This is a genomic window from Pimelobacter simplex, assembly GCF_024662235.1.
Lineage (GTDB): Bacteria > Actinomycetota > Actinomycetes > Propionibacteriales > Nocardioidaceae > Nocardioides.
The window spans coordinates 4266587-4286318 of sequence record NZ_CP096276.1; the positions used below are offsets into that span (position 1 = coordinate 4266587).

At 72.8% G+C, this 19732-nt stretch carries 18 protein-coding genes; 9 read left to right on the plus strand and 9 right to left on the minus strand.

Features of this window, described 5'->3' with window-relative positions:
* Nucleotides 1-130: 130 nt before the first annotated feature.
* Both M0M48_RS20980 and M0M48_RS20985 read right to left on the minus strand, forming a co-directional pair.
* Nucleotides 131-1033 (minus strand): AAA family ATPase, encoded by a 903-nt coding sequence (locus M0M48_RS20980; RefSeq protein WP_257752612.1) that lies wholly within the window; start codon nt 1031-1033, stop codon nt 131-133.
* Between the two features lie 13 nt (nt 1034-1046).
* Entirely contained in the window at nt 1047-2159 is a 1113-nt protein-coding gene (locus tag M0M48_RS20985; protein ID WP_215812675.1) for an NDMA-dependent alcohol dehydrogenase, read from the minus strand.
* Nucleotides 2160-2337: 178 nt separating this feature from the next.
* Here M0M48_RS20985 and M0M48_RS20990 point away from each other — a divergent pair, with 178 nt between their 5' ends.
* Nucleotides 2338-3948 (plus strand): sigma-54-dependent Fis family transcriptional regulator, encoded by a 1611-nt coding sequence (locus tag M0M48_RS20990; RefSeq protein WP_257752613.1) that lies wholly within the window; start codon nt 2338-2340, stop codon nt 3946-3948.
* Here M0M48_RS20990 and M0M48_RS20995 read toward each other — a convergent pair.
* The gene (locus M0M48_RS20995) at nt 3942-4460 is read right to left on the minus strand and encodes a MarR family winged helix-turn-helix transcriptional regulator (RefSeq protein WP_215812673.1); all 519 of its coding nucleotides are present in this window, start codon (nt 4458-4460) and stop codon (nt 3942-3944) included. The genes M0M48_RS20990 and M0M48_RS20995 overlap by 7 nt on opposite strands.
* Before the next feature lie 251 nt (nt 4461-4711).
* On the opposite strand from M0M48_RS20995, the gene icmF reads away from it, so the two are divergent.
* From icmF to M0M48_RS21035, 8 genes are all read left to right on the plus strand, one after another.
* Entirely contained in the window at nt 4712-7885 is a 3174-nt protein-coding gene (icmF, locus tag M0M48_RS21000; RefSeq protein WP_257752614.1) for a fused isobutyryl-CoA mutase/GTPase IcmF, read from the plus strand.
* A gap of 92 nt (nt 7886-7977) precedes the next feature.
* A complete protein-coding gene (locus tag M0M48_RS21005; RefSeq protein WP_215812671.1) occupies nt 7978-8352 on the plus strand; it encodes a YciI family protein in 375 nt (124 codons plus the stop codon).
* A gap of 62 nt (nt 8353-8414) precedes the next feature.
* A complete protein-coding gene (locus M0M48_RS21010; protein WP_257752615.1) occupies nt 8415-9677 on the plus strand; it encodes an RNA polymerase sigma factor in 1263 nt (420 codons plus the stop codon).
* 9 nt (nt 9678-9686) lie between these two features.
* Nucleotides 9687-10478: an IclR family transcriptional regulator gene (locus tag M0M48_RS21015; protein ID WP_257752616.1), complete on the plus strand. Its 792-nt coding sequence runs from the start codon at nt 9687-9689 to the stop codon at nt 10476-10478.
* A gap of 46 nt (nt 10479-10524) precedes the next feature.
* Complete coding sequence (locus M0M48_RS21020; protein WP_257752617.1) at nt 10525-11955, plus strand: aldehyde dehydrogenase family protein; 1431 nt, start codon at nt 10525-10527, stop codon at nt 11953-11955.
* Nucleotides 11952-13097: a cupin domain-containing protein gene (locus M0M48_RS21025; protein ID WP_257752618.1), complete on the plus strand. Its 1146-nt coding sequence runs from the start codon at nt 11952-11954 to the stop codon at nt 13095-13097. The genes M0M48_RS21020 and M0M48_RS21025 overlap by 4 nt, the downstream gene beginning before the upstream one ends.
* Nucleotides 13097-13927, plus strand: coding sequence for a fumarylacetoacetate hydrolase family protein (locus tag M0M48_RS21030; protein WP_257752619.1), 831 nt, complete (start codon nt 13097-13099; stop codon nt 13925-13927). The genes M0M48_RS21025 and M0M48_RS21030 overlap by 1 nt, the downstream gene beginning before the upstream one ends.
* Nucleotides 13927-14559 carry a maleylpyruvate isomerase family mycothiol-dependent enzyme gene (locus M0M48_RS21035; RefSeq protein ID WP_257752620.1) on the plus strand — a complete coding sequence of 211 codons (633 nt, stop codon included), beginning with the start codon at nt 13927-13929 and terminating at the stop codon, nt 14557-14559. The genes M0M48_RS21030 and M0M48_RS21035 overlap by 1 nt, the downstream gene beginning before the upstream one ends.
* A gap of 9 nt (nt 14560-14568) precedes the next feature.
* Here the strand turns inward: M0M48_RS21035 and M0M48_RS21040 are convergent, their stop codons facing one another.
* The 6 genes from M0M48_RS21040 to M0M48_RS21065 are packed head-to-tail and all read right to left on the minus strand — an operon-like array spanning nt 14569 to nt 19720.
* Entirely contained in the window at nt 14569-15411 is an 843-nt protein-coding gene (locus M0M48_RS21040) for a fumarylacetoacetate hydrolase family protein (protein ID WP_257752621.1), read from the minus strand.
* 19 nt (nt 15412-15430) lie between these two features.
* Nucleotides 15431-16195, minus strand: a complete 765-nt coding sequence (locus M0M48_RS21045; protein WP_257752622.1) for an IclR family transcriptional regulator — start codon at nt 16193-16195, stop codon at nt 15431-15433.
* Nucleotides 16192-17079 (minus strand): alpha/beta fold hydrolase, encoded by an 888-nt coding sequence (locus tag M0M48_RS21050; RefSeq protein WP_257752623.1) that lies wholly within the window; start codon nt 17077-17079, stop codon nt 16192-16194. The genes M0M48_RS21045 and M0M48_RS21050 overlap by 4 nt, the downstream gene beginning before the upstream one ends.
* Nucleotides 17076-18023, minus strand: a complete 948-nt coding sequence (locus M0M48_RS21055) for a DODA-type extradiol aromatic ring-opening family dioxygenase (protein ID WP_215812661.1) — start codon at nt 18021-18023, stop codon at nt 17076-17078. The genes M0M48_RS21050 and M0M48_RS21055 overlap by 4 nt, the downstream gene beginning before the upstream one ends.
* Nucleotides 18024-18066: 43 nt before the next feature.
* On the minus strand, nt 18067-18417 hold the full coding sequence (locus M0M48_RS21060; RefSeq protein ID WP_257752624.1) for a DoxX family membrane protein: 351 nt from the start codon (nt 18415-18417) through the stop codon (nt 18067-18069).
* Nucleotides 18410-19720, minus strand: coding sequence for a Rieske 2Fe-2S domain-containing protein (locus tag M0M48_RS21065; RefSeq protein ID WP_257752625.1), 1311 nt, complete (start codon nt 19718-19720; stop codon nt 18410-18412). Before M0M48_RS21065 ends, M0M48_RS21060 begins: the two co-directional genes overlap by 8 nt.
* Nucleotides 19721-19732 lie beyond the last annotated feature (12 nt).

Sequence of the window (19732 nt, forward strand, 5' to 3'; positions counted from 1 at the left end):
TCGGGCGAGAGCTCCTCGAAGCGCGGGTTGCGGGACAGCTCCGCGCGACCGTTGGTGCGCTCGGGTCGGCCCCGGCGGGAGCCGGGCGGAGGTGTCGGTGGGGTGCCGCCCGCCCCCGCAGGGGGCGGGCTCAGGCTTCCCCCGAGCGGGGCTCCTCCTCCGCACCGGCGTCCGAGGAGGACTCCGGGTCGGCACCGAAGTGCGCGACGTAGAGGTCGGTGATGACCTCCTCGGGCCGCCGGGTCGACGACTCGTCCACCCGGACCCGCCCGCTGAGCGCCACCAGCGCGGCGTCGAGGCCGGTGGCCCAGTGGTCCTCGGCGACGCCGCGGGCCCGGGCGAGCTGGTGGTTGATGCCGGCCAGGTCGATCGTGCCGCGCACCGACGAGCCGACCCGCAGCTCGGGGTGCTCGCGGGTGGCCCGGACCAGCGCGACCGCCCGGTCACGCCAGTCGTCGGAGGGCACCGGCGCGCGCTGGGCGAGGATCTGACCCTCCGCCTCGGCGGACTGGTAGCCCATCGCGATCCGGCAGGTGCGGTCGTAGACGGCGGACGACACGCGGGCGGTGCCGACGGCGTCGTACGGGTTCATCGCGGCGACGACCGCGAAGCCCGGGGCCGCGCGGACCGTGCCCAGCCGGGGGACGGCGATCTCGCGCTCGGACATCACCGTGAGCAGGGTGTTGAGGGTCTCCTCGGGCACCCGGTTGAGCTCCTCGACGTACAGCAGGCCGCCCTCACGCATCGCGGTGAGCAGCGGGCCGTCGACGAAGACGTCCGGCTGGTAGCCCCGGCTCAGCACGAGGGCCGGGTCGAAGTGGCCGACCAGCCGGGCCGGGGTCAGCTCGGCATTGCCCTCGACGAGGGCGAACGAGCGGTCCCGGCCGGCGGCGACCCGGCGCAGCAAGGTGGTCTTGCCGGTGCCGGGCGGCCCCTCGAGGACGACGTGGGCACCACTGGCCAACGCCGCCTCGAGGAGCTCGGTCTCCCGCGCGCGGTCGACGACGGCGAGCGCCGCGAGCACAGCAGTCATCGGTCCTCGACGCTCAGTGCTCGTGGACGACGACGCCGCGGACGTTCTTGCCGTTGAGGAGGTCGTCGTACCCCTCGTTGACCTCGTCGAGGGTGTAGGTACGGGTGAGGATCTCGTCCAGCTTGAGGTCGCCGGACTGGTAGAGCCCGAGGATCCGCGGGATGTCGACGGTCGGGTTGCAGTCGCCGAAGAGGCTGCCGCGCAGCTCCTTGCGGAAGAGCGTGAGGATCGAGCCGGGCAGCTGGATGTTCGTCTCCTCCAGCTTGTTGAGGCCGGTCAGCACGACCTTGCCGCCCTTGCCGACCGCGTTGAAGCCGTCGGAGACGATCTCGGAGGTCATCAGGCCGGGCGTGAGGATCGCCGAGTCGGCCATCTGGCCGCGGGTCAGGTTGGTGATCGTCTCCATCGCGAGCTCGGCGGACTCGAACGCGTGCGTGGCGCCCAGCTCCATCGCCTTCTCGCGCTTGTTGGCGAGCGGGTCGATCGCGATGACGTTCTTGGCGCCGGCCAGGGCCGCGCCCTGGACGGCGTTGATGCCGATGCCGCCGATGCCCATGACGACCACGGTCTCGCCGGCCTTGACCTCGGCGGTGTTGACCGCGGCACCCCAGCCGGTGGGGACGCCGCAGCCGACCAGCACGGCCTTCTCGAGCGGGAGGTCGTCGTCGACCTTGACGCAGGAGTTCTGGTGGATCACGCCGTACTGGCTGAACGTGCCGAGCATGCACATCGCGCCGTACTGACCGGCGGGGCCGGTGATCGGGAAGCGCTCGCCGGGCAGGTAGCCGTCGAGGATCGTGGCGCCCATGTCACAGATCGACTGCTGGCCGTTGGCGCAGTAGCGACAGGTGCCGCAGTTGGGGATGAACGAGCACACCACGTGGTCGCCCACCTTGACCCGGGTGACGCCGGGGCCGACCTCCTCGATGATGCCGGCGCCCTCGTGGCCCAGGACCATCGGCAGCCGGGCCTCCAGGTCGCCATGGGCGATGTGGACGTCGGAGTGGCACAGACCGGCGTGCGTGTAGCGGATGAGCACCTCGCCCTCACGCGGCTTGTCGAGGGTGAGCTCCTCGATCACGATCGGCTTGCCGGTCTCGTAGACGACTGCGGCCTTGGTCTTCATCGGGTTCTCCTGTGGGGCGGTGACGGCTCGGACGTGATGCCCGACACGCTCGCAAGACCGGCCCCGGCCGAGTGTTCAGAAACTGGACAACCCGGTACCAACCCTCCTCCGCATACTGTGACCGCGGCCACAGGGTGTGCGCCGCTGCGGGCGAGCCCCACGACCCAGGGAGTGACGCGTGACGACGGAGACCGATGCCCTCCGCGACCCGATCGCGCTGTCGTGGCGCCGGGCCGAGCTGGCCGGGCTCAACCCCAGCTCGGCGCTCGACCACCTGACGTACGCCGACGTCGACCACTCCGGTCCGCTCCAGGCCGCGGCCTCGCCCGTGCTCGACGAGCTCAACGAGCAGCTCGAGGGCACCATGTTCTGCACGCTGCTGGTCGACCGCGACGGGCGCGTCGCCCAGCGCTGGTGCGGCGACAACGGCTCGCGCCGGGCCTTCGACAACCTCGGCGTCGACGTCGGCGCCTCGCTGCTCGAGGAGGCCGTCGGCACCAACGCGCTCGGCACCGTGCTCGAGACCCGCACGAGCATCACCGTCAACGGCCGCGAGCACTTCGCGGTGCCGCTGCGCCGGTTCAGCTGCTACGGCCACCCGATCTTCCACCCGACGACGCGGCGGATCGAGGGCGTCCTCGACATCTCCGCGCTGATGGAGGACGCCAGCCCGCTGCTGCCGCCGCTGGTCGCCCGCGCCGTCGCCGACATCGAGCAGCGCCTGCTCGACGGCAGCCGGGTCTCCGACAAGCAGCTCCTCGCCGCCTTCCAGGCCGCGGGCGCCCGGCGGCGCGCGGTCCTCGCGATCGGGCACGACCTGCTCATGTCCAACCAGGCCGCCGCCGACCTGCTCGGCTCGACCGACGTGGCCCTGCTGCGGATGCTCGCCACCGACGTGCGCGACGAGGCCGCGATCGACCTGACCCTGGAGTCCGGCCTGGCCGTGCGCGTCGAGGCCACCCGGGTGGGCGGTACGCGCGGCGGGGCGCTGCTCCACGTCGAGCCGCACCGCGAGCCGCGGCCGCGGCGGCCCGTGGCCGACGTACCGGTGACGCACCTGCCGGTCCTGGTCTCCGGACCGCCCGGGTCCGGTCGCTCGACCACCGCGCGCCGGCTGGCCGACACCCAGCCGGTCACCGTGCTCAGCGCGGCGTCCGCGCTGCTCGACGGCTCCGAGGCGTGGGCGCGCGACTTCGGCGCGCTGCTGCGGGCCGGCCAGGGCACGGTCTGCGTCGACGGCGTCGACCTGCTGCCCGACGACCTGGTCGACCTCGTCGCCTCGCACGTCGCCGAGCAGCGCGCCCCCCGCCTGGTCCTCGTCTGCGGCCCGCTCGAAGGACTCACCGGACGGGCCGCCGCGCTCGCCGGCGAGTGCACCGAGCGCCGCCTGCTCACGCCGCTGGCCAGCCGGCCCCACGAGATCCCCGAGCTGGTCCGGGCGATGCTCGCCGAGCTCGGCGCCGACTCCTCGCTGCACTTCACGCCCGGCGCCCTCAGCGCGCTGTCCTCGCAGCCCTGGCCCGGCAACCTGCGCGAGCTGCGCGCCGTCGTCGAGCACGTCGTACGACGCCAGCGCACGGGCGCCGTCATCGTCGACGAGCTGCCCGAGGCCTATCGCACCCAGGAGCCCAGCCGGCACCTCGCCCCGATCGACCGCGCCGAGCGGACGGTCATCGTCGAGGCGCTGCGCGAGCACGACGGCAACAAGGTGCGCGCCGCCCAGGCACTCGGGATCTCGCGGACCACGCTCTACGCGAAGATGCGGGCCCTGCGGATCACGGTCTACTGATCGGGCGCCTGCTCCGGGAAGTCACCGGACGCCTGGCGCACCTGGCGCAGCAGCCCGTAGGCGTCCGCCTGCTGACCCTCGTCGAGCCCCGTGATCGCGAAGTCGATCGCGGTCACCGCCTTGGTCGCCCTGCGGACCGTGGCCCGGCCCTCGGGCGTGAGCCGCGCGAGCGTACGACGGCGGTCGTCCTCGTCGGGGACCCGCTCGACGAAGCCCTGGGCCTCGAGCCGGTCGATGGCGCTCGTGACCGAGGTCGGGTGCACCATGAGCCGCTCCCCGATCTTGCTCAGCGGCAGCGACCCGCTCTTGCTGAACAGCAGCAGCACGAGCACCTCGTAGCGCGAGAAGGTCAGCCCGAACGGCTTCAGCGCCGCGTCGAGCGCGGCGATCATCAGCTGCTGGACGCGCATCACCGAGGTCGCGAGCCGCATGGCGCTCGCGTCGCCGAAGTGTCGCTCCCACAGGTCGCCGGCGCGATCGATCGGGTCGAAGGGGAGCCGCGGGTCGGACATGGGGCAGACCCTAGCCTCGATCCGTGGCCGGCCGCCTACTACGCGACACCCCAGCGGCGCGCTCGCGGCGTTGCGGACGCTCACCAGTGCAACCAGGCTGCCGTCGCGCCCGCGCCTTGCGATCGCACCCCTGGAGTGCCGCTCGCTACGGCGCCCAACCACGGATCGAGGCTGGGGGCATCCCGGCTTCCCAGATTTACTAGGACGTCCTACTATTGGAAGTCCAAGGACTTTGGAGGGACGACACCCACATGGCCGAGACCACGCTGCACACGCCCAAGCACCCGGTTCGCCTGGTGACCGCGTCGAGCCTCTTCGACGGGCACGACGCCTCGATCAACATCATGCGGCGCATCTTCCAGAGCCAGGGGTGCGAGGTCGTCCACCTCGGGCACAACCGCTCGGTCGCCGAGGTGGTCGACGCCGCGATCGAGGAGGACGCCCAGGGCATCGCCGTGTCGTCGTACCAGGGCGGGCACGTGGAGTACTTCGAGTACCTCGTCCAGCTGCTGCGTGAGCGCGGCGCCGACCACGTCCAGGTCGTCGGCGGCGGGGGCGGCGTCATCGTCCCCGACGAGATCGCCCGGCTCCGCGAGTCCGGCGTCATCATCTTCTCGCCCGAGGACGGCCAGCGGATGGGCCTGCCGGGCATGGTCAACTCCGTCGTCGAGGCCTGCGACACCGACCTCTGGGAGGTCGGACCGGTCACTGCGGCCCAGGTGGTCAGCGGCGACCGTGCCGCCGTCGCCCGGGCGATCACCGGCGCCGAGACCGGCCGGCTCGACGCGGCGCTGCTCGACGAGCTGCGCGCGACGGCCGCGGCGCGCGTCGTACCGGTGCTCGGGATCACGGGCACCGGCGGCTCCGGCAAGTCCAGCCTCACCGACGAGCTCGTCCGCCGGCTGCGCACCGACCAGGAGGACAAGGTCCGGGTCGCGGTCGTCGCCGTCGACCCCACCCGGCGCAAGGGCGGCGGCGCGCTGCTCGGCGACCGGATCCGGATGAACAGCCTCGACCTCGGCACCACCACCGGCACCCAGTGGGACCGCGACCGGGTCTACTTCCGCAGCCTCGCGACCCGCGGCGCGCACGAGGTGCCCGAGCACCTCACCGACGTGCTCACCGTGCTCAAGGCGGCCGGCTTCGACCTCGTCGTCATCGAGACCCCCGGCATCGGCCAGGGCGATGCGGCGATCGTGCCGTTCTGCGACGTCTCGCTCTACGTCATGACGCCCGAGTTCGGCGCCGCCTCCCAGCTCGAGAAGATCGACATGCTCGACTTCGCCGACGTCGTCGCGATCAACAAATTCGAGCGCCGCGGCGCGGCCGACGCGCTGCGCGACGTGGGCCGCCAGCTCGTCCGCAACCGCGAGGCCTTCGGCAAGCAGCCGACCGACATGCCGGTCTACGGCACCTCGGCCGCGACCTTCGACGACGACGGCGTCACCGCGCTCTACCAGCACCTGCGCGGCCTGCTCGCCGAGCAGGGCCTGGCCGTCGCCGAGGGCCACCTCGCGCCGGTCACGACCAAGAGCTCGACCCGCATCCAGCAGGTGCTGCCGCCCGAGCGGGTGCGCTACCTGGCCGAGATCGCCGGCTCCGTCCGCGACTACCACGCCGAGACCGACACCCTGGTCGCCCAGGCCCGTCGCGCGCAGCGCTTCGCCGCGGTCGCCGCCGAGGTCGAGGTGGCCGAGGTCGCCGAGCTCGCCGCCCAGGCCGAGCGCGACCTCCCCCGCGAGGTCGTCGAGCAGGTCGCCTCCTGGCCCGCCACCGTCGAGGCCTACCAGGAGGACACGGCCCAGAACGGCCGGATCTCCCTGTCCGGCAACCGGATCCCCCGCGTCGCCGTCCCCCAGTACGACGACCACGGCGAGCTGGTCCGCTACTGGCGGCGCGAGAACCTGCCGGGCAGGTTCCCCTTCACCGCCGGCGTCTTCCCGTTCAAGCGCGCCGACGAGGACCCGGCCCGCATGTTCGCCGGCGAGGGCGACCCGTTCCGCACCAACAAGCGGTTCAAGCTGCTCTCCGAGGGCCAGCCCGCGACCCGCCTGTCCACCGCCTTCGACTCGGTCACCCTCTACGGCCGCGACCCCGACGAGCGCCCCGACATCTACGGCAAGGTCGGCACGTCCGGCGTCTCGGTCGCCACGCTCGACGACATGAAGGCGCTCTACGACGGCTTCGACCTGCTCTCCCCCACGACGTCGGTCTCGATGACGATCAACGGCCCGGCCCCGACCGTGCTGGCGTTCTTCCTCAACACGGTGATGGACCAGGCCCGCGAGCGCGGCATCGACCCCGCCGAGGCGCTCAAGACCGTGCGCGGCACGGTCCAGGCCGACATCCTCAAGGAGGACCAGGGCCAGAACACCTGCCTGTTCTCCACGGAGTTCTCGCTGCGCTGCATGGCCGACATCCAGGAGTGGTTCATCCAGCAGCAGGTCCGCAACTTCTACTCGGTCTCGATCTCCGGCTACCACATCGCCGAGGCCGGGGCGAACCCCATCAGCCAGCTCGCGTTCACGCTCGCCAACGGCTTCACGTACGTCGAGTCCTACCTCGCGCGGGGCATGGACATCGACGACTTCGCGCCCAACCTGTCGTTCTTCTTCTCCAACGGCATGGACCCGGAGTACTCCGTGATCGGCCGGGTCGCCCGCCGGATCTGGGCGGTGGCGATGAAGGAGCGCTACGGCGCCAACGAGCGCTCCCAGAAGCTGAAGTACCACGTGCAGACGTCGGGCCGCTCGCTGCACGCGCAGGAGATGGACTTCAACGACATCCGCACCACGCTCCAGGCGCTCATCGCGATCTACGACAACGCCAACTCTCTCCACACCAACGCCTTCGACGAGGCGGTCACCACCCCGACCGACGAGTCGGTGCGCCGGGCGCTCGCGATCCAGCTCATCATCAACCGCGAGTGGGGCCTGGCGATGAACGAGAACCCGGTCCAGGGCTCCTACGTCATCGACCAGCTCACCGACCTCGTCGAGGAGGCCGTGCTCGCCGAGTTCGACCGGATCTCCGAGCGCGGCGGCGTCCTCGGCGCGATGGAGACCGGCTACCAGCGCGGCCGGATCCAGGACGAGTCGATGCTCTACGAGCACCAGAAGCACGACGGCACGCTGCCGATCATCGGCGTCAACACCTTCCGCAAGCCCGGCGGCGACGAGATCCCCGTCGTCCTCGAGCTGGCCCGGGCGACCGACGGCGAGAAGCAGTCCCAGCTGAGCCGGGTCCGCGACTACCAGGCGGCCCACAGCAGCGCCGCCGACGAGGCGCTCGCCCGGCTCAAGCAGGCGGCCGTCAACGGCGACAACGTGTTCGCCGTCCTCATGGACGCCGCCCGGGTGTGCTCGCTGGGCCAGGTCACCGAGGCCTTCTTCGAGGTGGGCGGGCAGTACCGCCGCAACGTCTGAGAATTTCTTTTCCGGCTCGTGTCGAAAGCGGCGACCGTCGTTCGACGTAGGTTCGACAGCAGCACGAACCTACGAACGAAGGACTGATCCGCATGACGCGCTACATGGGTCTGGTGAAGATGGCCGAGGGCATCACCGAGCCCCCGCCGCAGGCGCTGATGGACGCGATGGACGTGTTCATCGCCAAGTCCGCCGCCAACGGGAGCTTCCTCGACGGTGGCGGTCTCTTCGGGACCGAGGACGCGGTCAACTTCGTCATCCGCAAGGGTGAGATGACCCGCGTCGACGGTCCCTACGCCGAGGCCAAGGAGGTCGTCGGCGGCTGGGCGCTCCTGCAGTTCGAGAACGAGGAGGACGCCGTGGAGAACATGCGCGAGATGGCGCAGCTCCACGTCGAGCACTGGCCCGAGCAGGAGCTGGTGATCACCCTGCGCCAGGTCTCCGAGGGTCCCCCGCCCAGCGAGTGAGACCGCGGAGTGCCGGGTCCCTGCGGACCCGGCGCTCCCAGGACCCGCCCTAGGCTGGCCTCATGCCCGAGGTCAGCCCGTCCGACGCCGTCGTCGAGGTCTGGCGCCGGGAGGCGCCGCTGCTCATCGCGGCGCTGACCCGGCTGACCCGGGACGTCTCCCTGGCCGAGGACCTCGCCCAGGACGCCTTCGTGACCGCGCTCGAGCAGTGGCCGGACACGGGCGTCCCGGCCAACCCGGCAGCGTGGCTGATGACGACGGCCAAGCGGCGGGCCATCGACGCCTTCCGGCGCGCCGACACGCTGCGGCGCAAGACCGAGGAGCTCGAGCGGACCGCCGGAGAGGCGGACCCCATGCCCGACCTGGACGCGCACGTCGACCACATCGAGGACGACGTCCTGCGCCTGATCTTCCTGTGCTGCCACCCGGCACTCACCCCCGAGTCCCGCGCCGCCCTGACCCTGCGGATGGTCGGCGGCCTGACCACGACCGAGATCGCCCGCGGCTTCCTGGTCCCCGACGCGACCATGGGCCAGCGGATCTCGCGGGCCAAGCGCACGCTGACCGCCTCCGGCGCCCAGCTCGAGATGCCCACCGGCGCCGACCGGACCGCGCGGCTCGACGACGTGATGGCGGTCGTCTACCTCGTCTTCAACGAGGGGTACGCCGCCACCTCCGGCGACGAGTGGGTCCGCCCGGACCTCGCCGCCGAGGCGATCCGGCTGGCCCGGATGCTCGCCGAGCTGGCGCCCGACGAGCCCGAGGTGCACGGCCTCCAGGCGCTCCTCGAGCTCCAGGGCTCCCGGCTCTCCGCGCGCACCGACGCCGCCGGCCGGCCGGTCCTGCTCGACGACCAGGACCGCGACCGCTGGGACGCCCTGCTGATCCGCCGCGGTCTCGCCGCGCTCGGCCGGGCCGAGGCGATCGCCACCCGCGGCGTCCCCATCGGCCGGTACGTCGTCCAGGCCGCCATCGCCGCCGAGCACGCCAAGGCGACCACGCCGTCCGACACCGACTGGCCCCGCATCGCCCGCATGTACGACGTCCTGGCCCAGGCCGCGCCCGGCCCGGTCGTCGAGGTCAACCGGGCGGTGGCCCACGGCCGCGCGGCCGGCCCCGACGCGGGCCTCGCCGTGCTCGCGGCGCTGCCGCCGGACGCGCTGCCCGACTCCCCGCTGGTGCCCAGCGTCCGCGGTGACCTGCTCGCGCGCGCCGGGCGGGCCGACGAGGCGGCGGCGGAGTTCGCCGAGGCGGCCCGTCGTACCCGCAACGCGGGCGAGCGGGCGCTGCTGGAGCAGCGCGCCGCCGCCGGCCGGCTGACGTAGGGTTCGAGCGTGCGGCAGGTCAAGGTCGTCAAGCAGCCTCCCTACGCGGTGGGATCGGTCGACAAGGCCCTGCGCGTGATCATGCTGCTCCAGGAGCGCGACAGCGTCCGGCTCGCCGACGTCGCCGAGCTGCTCGGCACGTCGCCCTCGACGGCCCACCGGATCATCTCGACGCTCGTCTACCGCGGGTTCGCCGAGCAGGACGCCTCGCACCGCTACCGCCTCGGCCCGCGGCTGCTGGGCGCGCGGCGCGAGGCCGACCACCTCGACGACCTGCTCCAGCGGCACCTGACGACGCTGCGCGAGGAGACCGGCGCGACCGTGAGCGCGATGGCGCTGGAGGGCCGTGCCGTGCGCATCCTGCGCACCGTGGTCGCCACCCGCGGCGACCACATCTCCGAGCGCACCGGTACGACGCTCCCCGCGGTCGAGGCCTCGTCCGGCAAGGCCCTGCTCGCCCAGCTCGCGCGCGCCGACCTGCACGCCCTGCTGACCGGGCACCACGCCGCCCGCCAGGGGGAGAGCATGACGCCGGCCCGACTCGAGGCGCTCGAGGCCGAGCTCGCCCGGGTCCGCGACGAGGGCGTCGCCTACAACCTGCGCCGCACCGAGGCGGACCTGGTCGCGGTCGGCTGCGCCGTGCCCACGCGCACCCGAGCACCCTGGCTGGGGCTCGCCGTCTCGCTGCCCGCGGCCGAGGCCGACGGCGTCCGCGACCGCCGGCTGCACGCGGCGCTCTGGGACACCGCCCTCCGGCTGGCCCGCGATCTCGACGCCGAGGCACCACTGGATTCTGCATGACGGAAGGTGCGGGAGCCCGACCCGAGGCGTCCGTACGTTCCACCGCATGGCTGACCCCGCACTGCACTACATCAACGGCGAGCTCGTCGGCTCGGCCGCGAGCGGCACGGCGACCGATCCCGCCACCGGCGCCCCGATCGGCACCTTCGCCGACGGCGGCGCCGACGACGCGGCCGCCGCCGTCGCCGCGGCCCGCGCGGCCTTCGACCGCACCGACTGGTCCCGCGACCGCGCGCTGCGCCACCGCGTCCTGCTCCAGATGGCCGACCTGCTGGAGCAGCGGTCCGGGGCGTTCATCGAGGCGCTGGCCCGCGAGAACGGCAAGACGCTCGCCGAGGCCGGCTTCGAGATCAGCCTGACGATCCCCAAGCTGCGCTACTACGCCGCTCTGACGCTGACCGAGGCCGGGCGCGCGGCCGAGGTCGCCCCCGGGCTGATCCAGCGCAGCGTGCCCCAGGCCGCCGGTGTCGCCGGCGTGATCGTGCCGTGGAACTCCCCCGTCGTCCTGGCCGTCCGCTCGTTCGCGCCCGCCCTGGCGGCGGGCTGCACGGTCGCCATGAAGCTGCCCGCCCAGACCGGTCTGGTCAACGGCATGCTGCACCAGCTCCTCGCCGACACCCCCGACCTGCCGGCCGGCGTCGTCAACTCCGTCACCGAGTCCGGCTCGGCGCTCGCCGAGCTGCTCGTCGCCTCGCCCGACGTCGACGTGATCAGCTACACCGGCAGCACCCAGGTCGGCCGGATCATCATGGCCGGCGCCGCGGCCCGGCTGAAGCGGGTCTCGCTCGAGCTCGGCGGCAAGTCGCCGATGATCGTGTTCCCCGACGCCGACCTCGACGTCGTCGTCCCGACCCTCACCGCGGCGGTGACGACCTTCGCCGGCCAGTTCTGCATGACCGGCAGCCGGATCCTCGCCCACGCCGACATCGCCGACGAGCTCGCGAGCCGCCTGGTCGCGTCGCTGTCCGCGGTCACCGTCGGCCCCGGCACCGACCCGGCCAGCCAGATGGGCGCCATGATCGACGCCGCCAACGCCGCCCGGGTCGACGCGACCGTCCAGGCCGCGCTCGACGACGGCTCGGCCACCGCGCTGCTGCGCGGCGGTCAGCGCGCGGGCACGGCGTTCTACGAGCCCAGCCTGCTCGCCGTCGGCGACGTCACCGCGCCGATCGTCCAGCACGAGGTCTTCGGCCCGGTGGCCACCTTCGAGACGTTCACCGGCGAGGACGACGCGGTCGCCCGCGCCAACGCCACCGACTACGGCCTGGCCGCCTCGATCTGGAGCCGGGACGTCGACGTACCCGCCCGGGTCGGCCGCCGGCTCGAGGCCGGCACGGTCTGGACCAACGCGTGGGCGGTGGTCACCGACTTCTTCGAGGAGGGCGGCTTCAAGCAGTCCGGCGTCGGCCGGCTCAACGGCGTCGCGGCGCTCGGGGAGTTCCAGGAGATCAAGACCTACGTCCAGGCGTACGCATGAGCACCGCGGCCTCCCCCCTCCACATCGCCGCCGTCGAGTCCCCCGACCAGCCGGTCGTCAGCCCCGCCCTCGTCGAGCTCTACCGCGGCTTCGAGAGCGAGCTGCTCGTCCCGCTCTGGACCGAGATCGGCGACCTGATGCCGGCCCACCCGCGCTCCCGCGCGGTGCCGCACCGCTGGCGCTGGCAGGCGCTGCGCGCGCTGGCCGAGCAGGCCGGCGACCTGGTCCCGGTCGGCCGCGGCGGCGAGCGCCGGGCGATCGCCCTGGCCAACCCGGCCCTCGGCGGGCGCCCGTTCGCGACCCCGACCCTGTGGGCCGCGATCCAGTACCTCATGCCCGGCGAGGACGCCCCCGAGCACCGGCACACCCAGCACGCCTTCCGGTTCGTCGTCGAGGGCTCCGGGGTCTGGACGGTCGTCGGCGGCGACGTCGTCCCGATGAACCGCGGCGACTTCCTCCCCCAGGCCGGCTGGAACTGGCACGCCCACCACAACGCCACCAGCGAGCCGATGGCATGGATCGACGGCCTCGACATCCCCCTCCAGTACGTCGTCGACGCCCAGTTCTTCGAGTTCGGCCGCGACACCATCAGCGAGGCCGAGCGGATCACCCCCGAGCGCTCGCGCTCCGAGCGGCTCTGGGCCCACCCCGGCCTGCGCCCGCTCGCCGCGACGCCCACCGGCCCCGGGACGCCGCTGCTGTCCTACAAGTGGGAGCACACCGACCGGGCCCTGGCCGACCAGCTCGCGCTGGCCGCCGACGGCCACGCCGGCTGCGTCGCGCCCGGGCACGCCGCGGTCCGCTACACCGACCCCGCCACCGCGGGGGACGTGCTGCCCACGATCCGCGCCGAGATGCACCGGATCACCCGCGGCACCGAGACCGCGCCGGTGCGCGAGACCGGGTCGTCGGTCTACCAGGTCTTCGACGGCTCCGGCACGGTCACCGTCGGCGACGCCACCTGGACCGTCACCCGCGGCGACCTGTTCGTCGTGCCCTCGTGGCTGCCGTTCTCGGCCCGCTCCGAGGCCGGGGCGTCCGACTCCGACTCCGGAGCCCTCGACCTCTTCCGCTTCTCCGACGCGCCCGTCTTCGAGGCGCTCCGGCTCCACCGCACCCAGACCCACAGCAAGGACGACTGATGAAGCTCGCCACCCTCCGCACCTCCACCGGCACCCGCGCGGTCCGCCTCGACGGCGACCTCCTGGTCGACCTGGGGTACGCCGACCTCGGCGCCTACCTGGCCGCCGGATCCCCCGAGGCGCCGGCCGGCGCGACGAGCGGCGCGACCACCTGGCCGGTGGCGGACGCCGACTTCGCGCCCGTCGTACCGAACCCGGCGAAGGTGATCTGCGTCGGCCACAACTACACCAACCACATCAAGGAGATGGGGCGCGAGCTGCCGGCGTACCCGACGCTCTTCACCAAGTTCGCCGACAGCCTGATCGGTGCCGGTGACCCCCTGCGGGCGCCGGCCGAGTCGTCCGACATCGACTGGGAGGTCGAGCTGGTCATCGTGATCGGCCAGGAGGTGCGCCGCGCCTCCGCGAGCGAGGCCGAGGCCGCGATCGCCGGCTTCACGGTCATGAACGACATCTCGATGCGCGACTGGCAGTTCCGCACCATCGAGTGGACCCAGGGCAAGATCTGGGAGGCCTCCACCCCGGTCGGGCCCTACCTGGTCACGCCCGACGAGGTCGGCGGCGTCCGGCCCGCGCTCCGGGTCTCGACCACGGTCGACGGCGAGCTCGTGCAGTCCGACGACACCGGCACGCTGCTCTTCGACCCGGTCGCGCTCGTGCAGTACATCTCGACGATCACGACGCTGCGCCCCGGCGACCTGATCGCCACCGGCACCCCGGCCGGCGTCGGCCACGCCCGCGACCCCCAGGTCTACCTGCGCCCGGGCCAGACCGTGGTGGCGGCCATCGACGGTCTCGGCGCGTGCACCACGCTGGTCGAGGCGGGCTGATGGCGCGAGCGGCGGCGACCGCGCTGACCTGGATGCAGGACGGCACCTCGCTCTTCCTCGACGCCGTCGACCACCTGGGCGAGGACGACTACGCCGCGCCGAGCGGGCTGCCCGGGTGGTCCCGCGCCCACCTGGTCGCCCACGTGGCGGCCAACGCCGACGCGCTGCGCAATCTCGTCCACTGGGCGGCCACCGGTGTCGAGACGCCGATGTACGCCTCGCCCCAGCAGCGTGCCGACGACATCGCTGCCGGCGCGCTGCGGGCGCCGGCGGACCTGCGCTTCTGGGCGCACTCGTCGGCGGCGGCGCTGGCCGGCGACCTGAGCGGCCTCGGCGGTCTCGACGAGGCGCCGTGGCAGGCGCCGGTGGTCACCGCGCAGGGACGCACGGTGCCCGCCACCGAGATCCTCTGGATGCGTGCGCGGGAGGTGTGGATCCACGCCGTGGACCTCGCCACCGGGATCGGCTTCGCGGCGCTGCCCGCGGACTTCCTCGACGAGCTCGTCGCCGAGATCGTGGCCCGGCGCGGGCTGGACGCCGTCCCGGCCGGGCCCCGGCCCGACGTCGCGGCCTACCTGGCGGGACGGCCGCACGGACTCACCGGCGCGGCCGCCCTCGGTCCCTGGCTCTGAGGCCAAGGATCAGCGCAGGACCTGGCGGATCTCGCCGATCCCCTCGACCCGCGACGCCAGGACGTCGCCCGCGGCGAGGTAGCGCGGAGGCGTCCGGCCCATGCCGACGCCGTCGGGCGTGCCGGTGAAGATCACGTCGCCCGGGTAGAGCTCGACCACACGCGAAAGCTCGGCGATCGTGCTCGGGATGCTCGAGATCAGGTGCCGGGTCCGGCCGTCCTGGACGACCTCGTCGTTGACCGTGCAGCTGAGCCGCAGGTCGTCGGGGTTGACGAGCTCGTCGGGCGTCACCAGCCACGGGCCGACGGGCGCGAAGCCGGCGAACGACTTCCAGAGGCTGAACTGCGGAGCGGGTCCGGCGAGCTGCCGGGCCCGCTCGGACAGGTCCTGGCCGACGCTGAGACCGGCCACGGCCGACCAGGCGTCGGCCTTGGTCAGGTCCCGGCCGCCGTAGCCGAGGATGGCGACCACCTCGACCTCCCAGTCGATGTCGCCCTCGGGCAGGTCGACGACGACGTCCGCGCCGGTCAGGCTGCTCGCGAACTTGGTGAAGACCGGCGGCAGTCCCTCGGGCCGGCCGAGGCCGGTCTCGTCGGCGTGCGCCGCGTAGTTGAGCCCGATCGCGAAGATCTGGCGGGGCCGCGGCGACGGGCAGCCGAGCGCCTCGCGGCGCACGGGGACGTCCCACACGGGCTCCCACTCGTCGTACCAGGCGACGAGCTCGGGCCAGCGCGGGTAGAGCAGCGCGAGGTCGGCGTCGAAGAGCCCGGCGCTGGCGGTGGCCAGGTCGGCGGCCGTCGTACCGTCGGGGCTGACGAGGACCGCACGGTCCTCGTGGTGGGCGATGCGCATGGATCTGTTTCTCTCTGGGTCAGGGTCGCGGCCGGCGCCGTTGCGCCAGCGCGACCGATGCGTTGTGGGCGAGCAGGCGGAGCTCGCGCACGTGGCGGGTGAACTCACGGGGGGCGTTCTCGCGCTCGACCGTCATCGCCGCGACCACGCGGCCTAGGGGGTCGAGCACGGGCGCGGCGATCGCGTAGTGGCTGAGCCGGTGCTCCTCCATCTCGGTGGCATAGCCCTGGGCCCGGATCAGGCTGAGCTCGGCGCGCAGCTTGCGTGGGTCGACGATCGTCTGCGGGGTGTAGCGCGGCAGCCGGGCGGCGACGATCCGCTCGACCAGGCTGGGCGGGGAGAACGCGAGGATCGCCTTGCCCATCGCCGTGCAGTGCACGGGGATCCGCTGGCCGTCGCGCAGCGGGTTCTCGGCGTGGACGTCGGTCGAGGCCTCCAGCAGGTAGAGGACCTCCTCGCCGTCGAGCATGCCGAGCGCGACGGTGCCCTGGGACTGGTCGCGCAGGATCCGCAGGAACGGCTTGATCTGGCGCCGGATGACCCGCACCCGCGGCACCAGCTCGCCGAGCTCGAAGAGCCGCGGCCCGAGCTGGTACGCGCGGTCGGCGTGCTCCAGCACCCGGTGCCGGACCAGCGCCTGGGCGAGCCGGTAGACCGTCGTCTTGGGCAACCCGGTCCGGGTCACCAGCTCGCCCAGGGTCAGGCTGTCCTGGTCGTGCCCGAAGGCGTCGAGCAGGACGAACAGCCGGTCCAGGTAGGTGTCGGCACCGTCGGGGGAGGTCACGGCGCGGCCGCGACCGTCCCGCCCGCGACGACCCGGTCGAAGAACGCCAGGATCCTCTCGTTGACGGCGTCCGGGCGGTCGTTCTGGCACTGGTGCCCGCAGTCCTCGAGCTCCTCGTAGACCGCGTGCGGCAGCATCGCGGCGAGCTCGCGCGCCTGGCTGATCGGCGCGAACTTGTCGTCGAGGCCCCACAGCACGTGCTGCGGGAAGGTCGCCGTCTCCAGGCGGCCCCGGAGCGAGAACCGCTGCCACAGGTTCGGGTCCGTGGCGAGCCGGCGCTGGTAGGCGCCCATCGAGCGCCAGGCGTCCATCGCGGCCGGCTCGGCGGCGATCTTGACCCGGGCCTTGACCAGCTCGTCGCTGGGCGGGGTGTGCAGCAGACCCTCGAGGAAGGCGCGCAGTGGCGCCTCGGTGCCGTCGAAGGCCTTCAGTGCCTGGCGGGCCGGCAGGTGGTCGGGGTTCGCGATCCCCATCGCGTAGGCGACCGTGCCCGACGAGAGCGTGAACAGGCCGAGGACCTGGTCGGGGTTGTCGAGCGCGAACTTCGTGGCGACGTACGCGCCGGCGGAATTGCCGACCAGGCCGACCGCCTCACCGCACAGGGTGTCGACGAAGTCGCGCAGCTGGCGCGCGTGCGCCTCGTGGGAGAAGTCCGCGCCCTTGGGCCGGTCGGACCAGCCGTAGCCGTAGAGGTCGGGCGCCAGCACCCGGTAGCGCTCGGCGAGCGCCGGGATCGTGGCGGGCCAGGAGAACCGGGCGGCCGCGCCCGGTCCACCGCCGTGGAGCAGCACGACCGGCGTTCCTTCGCCCGCCTCGAGGTAGTGGGTACGCCGGCCGTCGGCGAGCCGCACGAAGCGGCTGCTCCAGCCCGGGGCCGCGCTCACGACAGCGTCCACTGGCCCACGGCCATGCCGAGCACCGCACGGTAGAACGGCTCGTACTCCAGGAAGTCCGGCTCGACGCCGTCGCCGACCGCGCCGGCCAGGACGACGGTCTGGCGCAGCTCGACCTGGCCGTTGGCCAGCAGGTCGTCCGAGGTGAGCTCAGCCAGGCGCGAGCCCTGGCCGGCCCGGAGGTCCGCGACGACCTGGCGGTCGAAGTCGGCGCTGATCGAGCCCAGCGTGAACGGACCCTCGTAGTGCTTCCACGGGTAGCCGGCGGTGAAGTGCGAGAAGCCGCCCGAGGAGTAGAGCATCACCTTGCGGTCGGGGGCGTAGGACTCGATGGCCTCGCGGATCAGCTGGCCCACGCGGTAGCAGCGGCTCGGGTTGGGCCCCGGGTGGTGGATCGAGTTGAGGAAGACCAGCACGACGGTGGTCTCGCCCTCGGGGTCCAGGTAGCGCAACGGCTCGTAGTGGGCGTGGTCGCGCAGCCGTCCGTCCGCGAAGCCCTCGGTCCAGGCCATGTCGACGTCGGCCGCGACGCAGGTCTCGAGGATCCGGCGCGAGAGCTCCTGGTCGGAGCGGTAGGTGACCGGGTCGCCGGACTCGCCCGTGATCGTGAACTCCGCACCCGTGTAGACCGCGAACTGCGGACGCAGCGGGTCGGTGAAGTTCTCGTCCTGGTCGTCGCCGACGAGCACGAGGACGTCGGGCCGGTCGGCGCGCACGGACTCCCGCAGCGCCTCGAAGCCGGCCTTGATCGGCGCGTGCCGGACCAGGTTGTCGGCCAGGGTCTCGGCGAGCGCCTCGGGCTGCTCGTCCGGCGCCGGTACGCCGTTGAGCCGCTCGTAGTTGCGCCGGGTGGCCTGGCGCCGGCGGTCCCAGTCGTCAGGGGTCAAGAACGCGTAGGCGTGCGAGGACACCATCGCCTTGGTCAGGTTGGACATCTCTCTCGTTCCTCTTGGTGGGCCACCCTCGTGGCCGGGTGGGTCAGGGCAGGGCGAGCAGCAGCAGGCCGCCCAGGACGGCGGTGTTCTTGATGAGCTGGGTGAGCTCGCGGCTGCGCTCGGCGCCGTCGGCGGCCCGCCAGAAGGCGTGGCCGCCGACGGTCGTCAGCGCGAGCAGCACGATCAGGGCGGAGGCCACCCAGGTGCGCTGCCAGCCGGTGACGAGGACCAGACCGAGCAGCACCATCGCGATGCCGTTGGCCCGGACGGCGAGCAGCGGCGGGTTGCCGAACCACGCCGCCTTGGCGCGGCGCGGCTCCGGGTCGCGAGCCGTCGCGGCACCGTTGACCACGAACAGCAGCGCGATCAGCGCGCGGGCGACGAGCTCACCCACGGGCGGCTTCCTCGACCCGGCGCCGGTCGGCGACCTCGGCCGCGATCCGGCGCGGGTCCTCGCCCTCGGCGATGACCTGGGCGATCACGTTGATCTCGGGGAAGCCGTTGTCCTCGGGCCGGTGCACCGTTCCGGGCGCCGGCTCACCGGCGTCGATCCGCTTGATCGCGTCGAGCATCGAGCGGCGCAGCGCGATGACCGACCGGTCGCTGTAGCCGAGGTTCTCCTGGAGCCGGTCCTGGATGGCGCCGCCGGACTCGCAGATCACGGCGTCGTGGATCTCGAAGCCCAGCCCGAGCCCGTTGGTCGGCAGCGCACTGGCCATCTGCGGCCGGTTCTGCAGATGGTGGTTGGCGCGGGTGCGCTTCATCCGGTAGCCCGGCAGCAGCTCGTCGACGCCGACGAGCGCCTTGGCCAGGCGCGCCTTGTCGACCGCCTCGTCGCGGCGGAAGACCAGCACGAACTTCCAGTGGTTCTCGTCGTCGACCGGAACGTGCCAGTGCACCTGGTGGCCACCGATGCCCTGGACCGCCCCCGGGAAGACCGCGACGTTGGGCAGCAGGAAGGACTGGATCTTGAGGTACCTGCCTTCGGGCGCCTTCCGGGTGGTGAACTCGGTGAACCCGTAGTCGGTGTACTCCACCTCCATCTCGGGCGCCTTGTCCTCGTTGATCAGCTCGACGGCGTTCTTGGACCCGCCCGGCGCGCTCTTCTCGAGCTCCTGGTGGCTGTGGGTCTCCTCGGGGTAGAAGACGTGGAGGAAGCCGAGGTGCGACTGGTCGAGGTTGCCCTCGTTGGCCTGCAGGTGGTTGCACTCGTGGAACACCTTGGTCACGAAGGTGTTCTCCTCGCCGTAGCGGAGGAACTCGTAGTCGGGGAACTCCGGCGGCTCACCCTCGCCGAGGTAGGCGAACAGCAGCCCGGCCCGCTCGACGACCGGCGGCGCGTGCAGCCTGATCCGGTCGGCGAAGCCGCGACCCTCGGGCTCGGGCGGCTGCTCGACGCACTGGCCGGTCACGTCGTACTTCCAGCCGTGGTAGAGGCAGCGCAGGCCCTCGGGCTCGCACACGCCGTAGCTCAGGTCCGCGCCGCGGTGGGCGCAGAGCCGCGCCATCAGCCCCGGTACGCCGTCCGCGTTGCGGAAGACGACGTAGTCCTCACCGAGGATCGTCAGCGGCAGCGGCGCCTTGTTGTCGACCTCCTCCGACAGCGCGACGGGCTGCCAGTAGCGCCTCATGAGCCGGCCGCAGGGGTCCTGCGGGCCGGTCCGGATCAGCTGGTCCATCACATCCTGGGCGAACATGCTCGTTGTCTC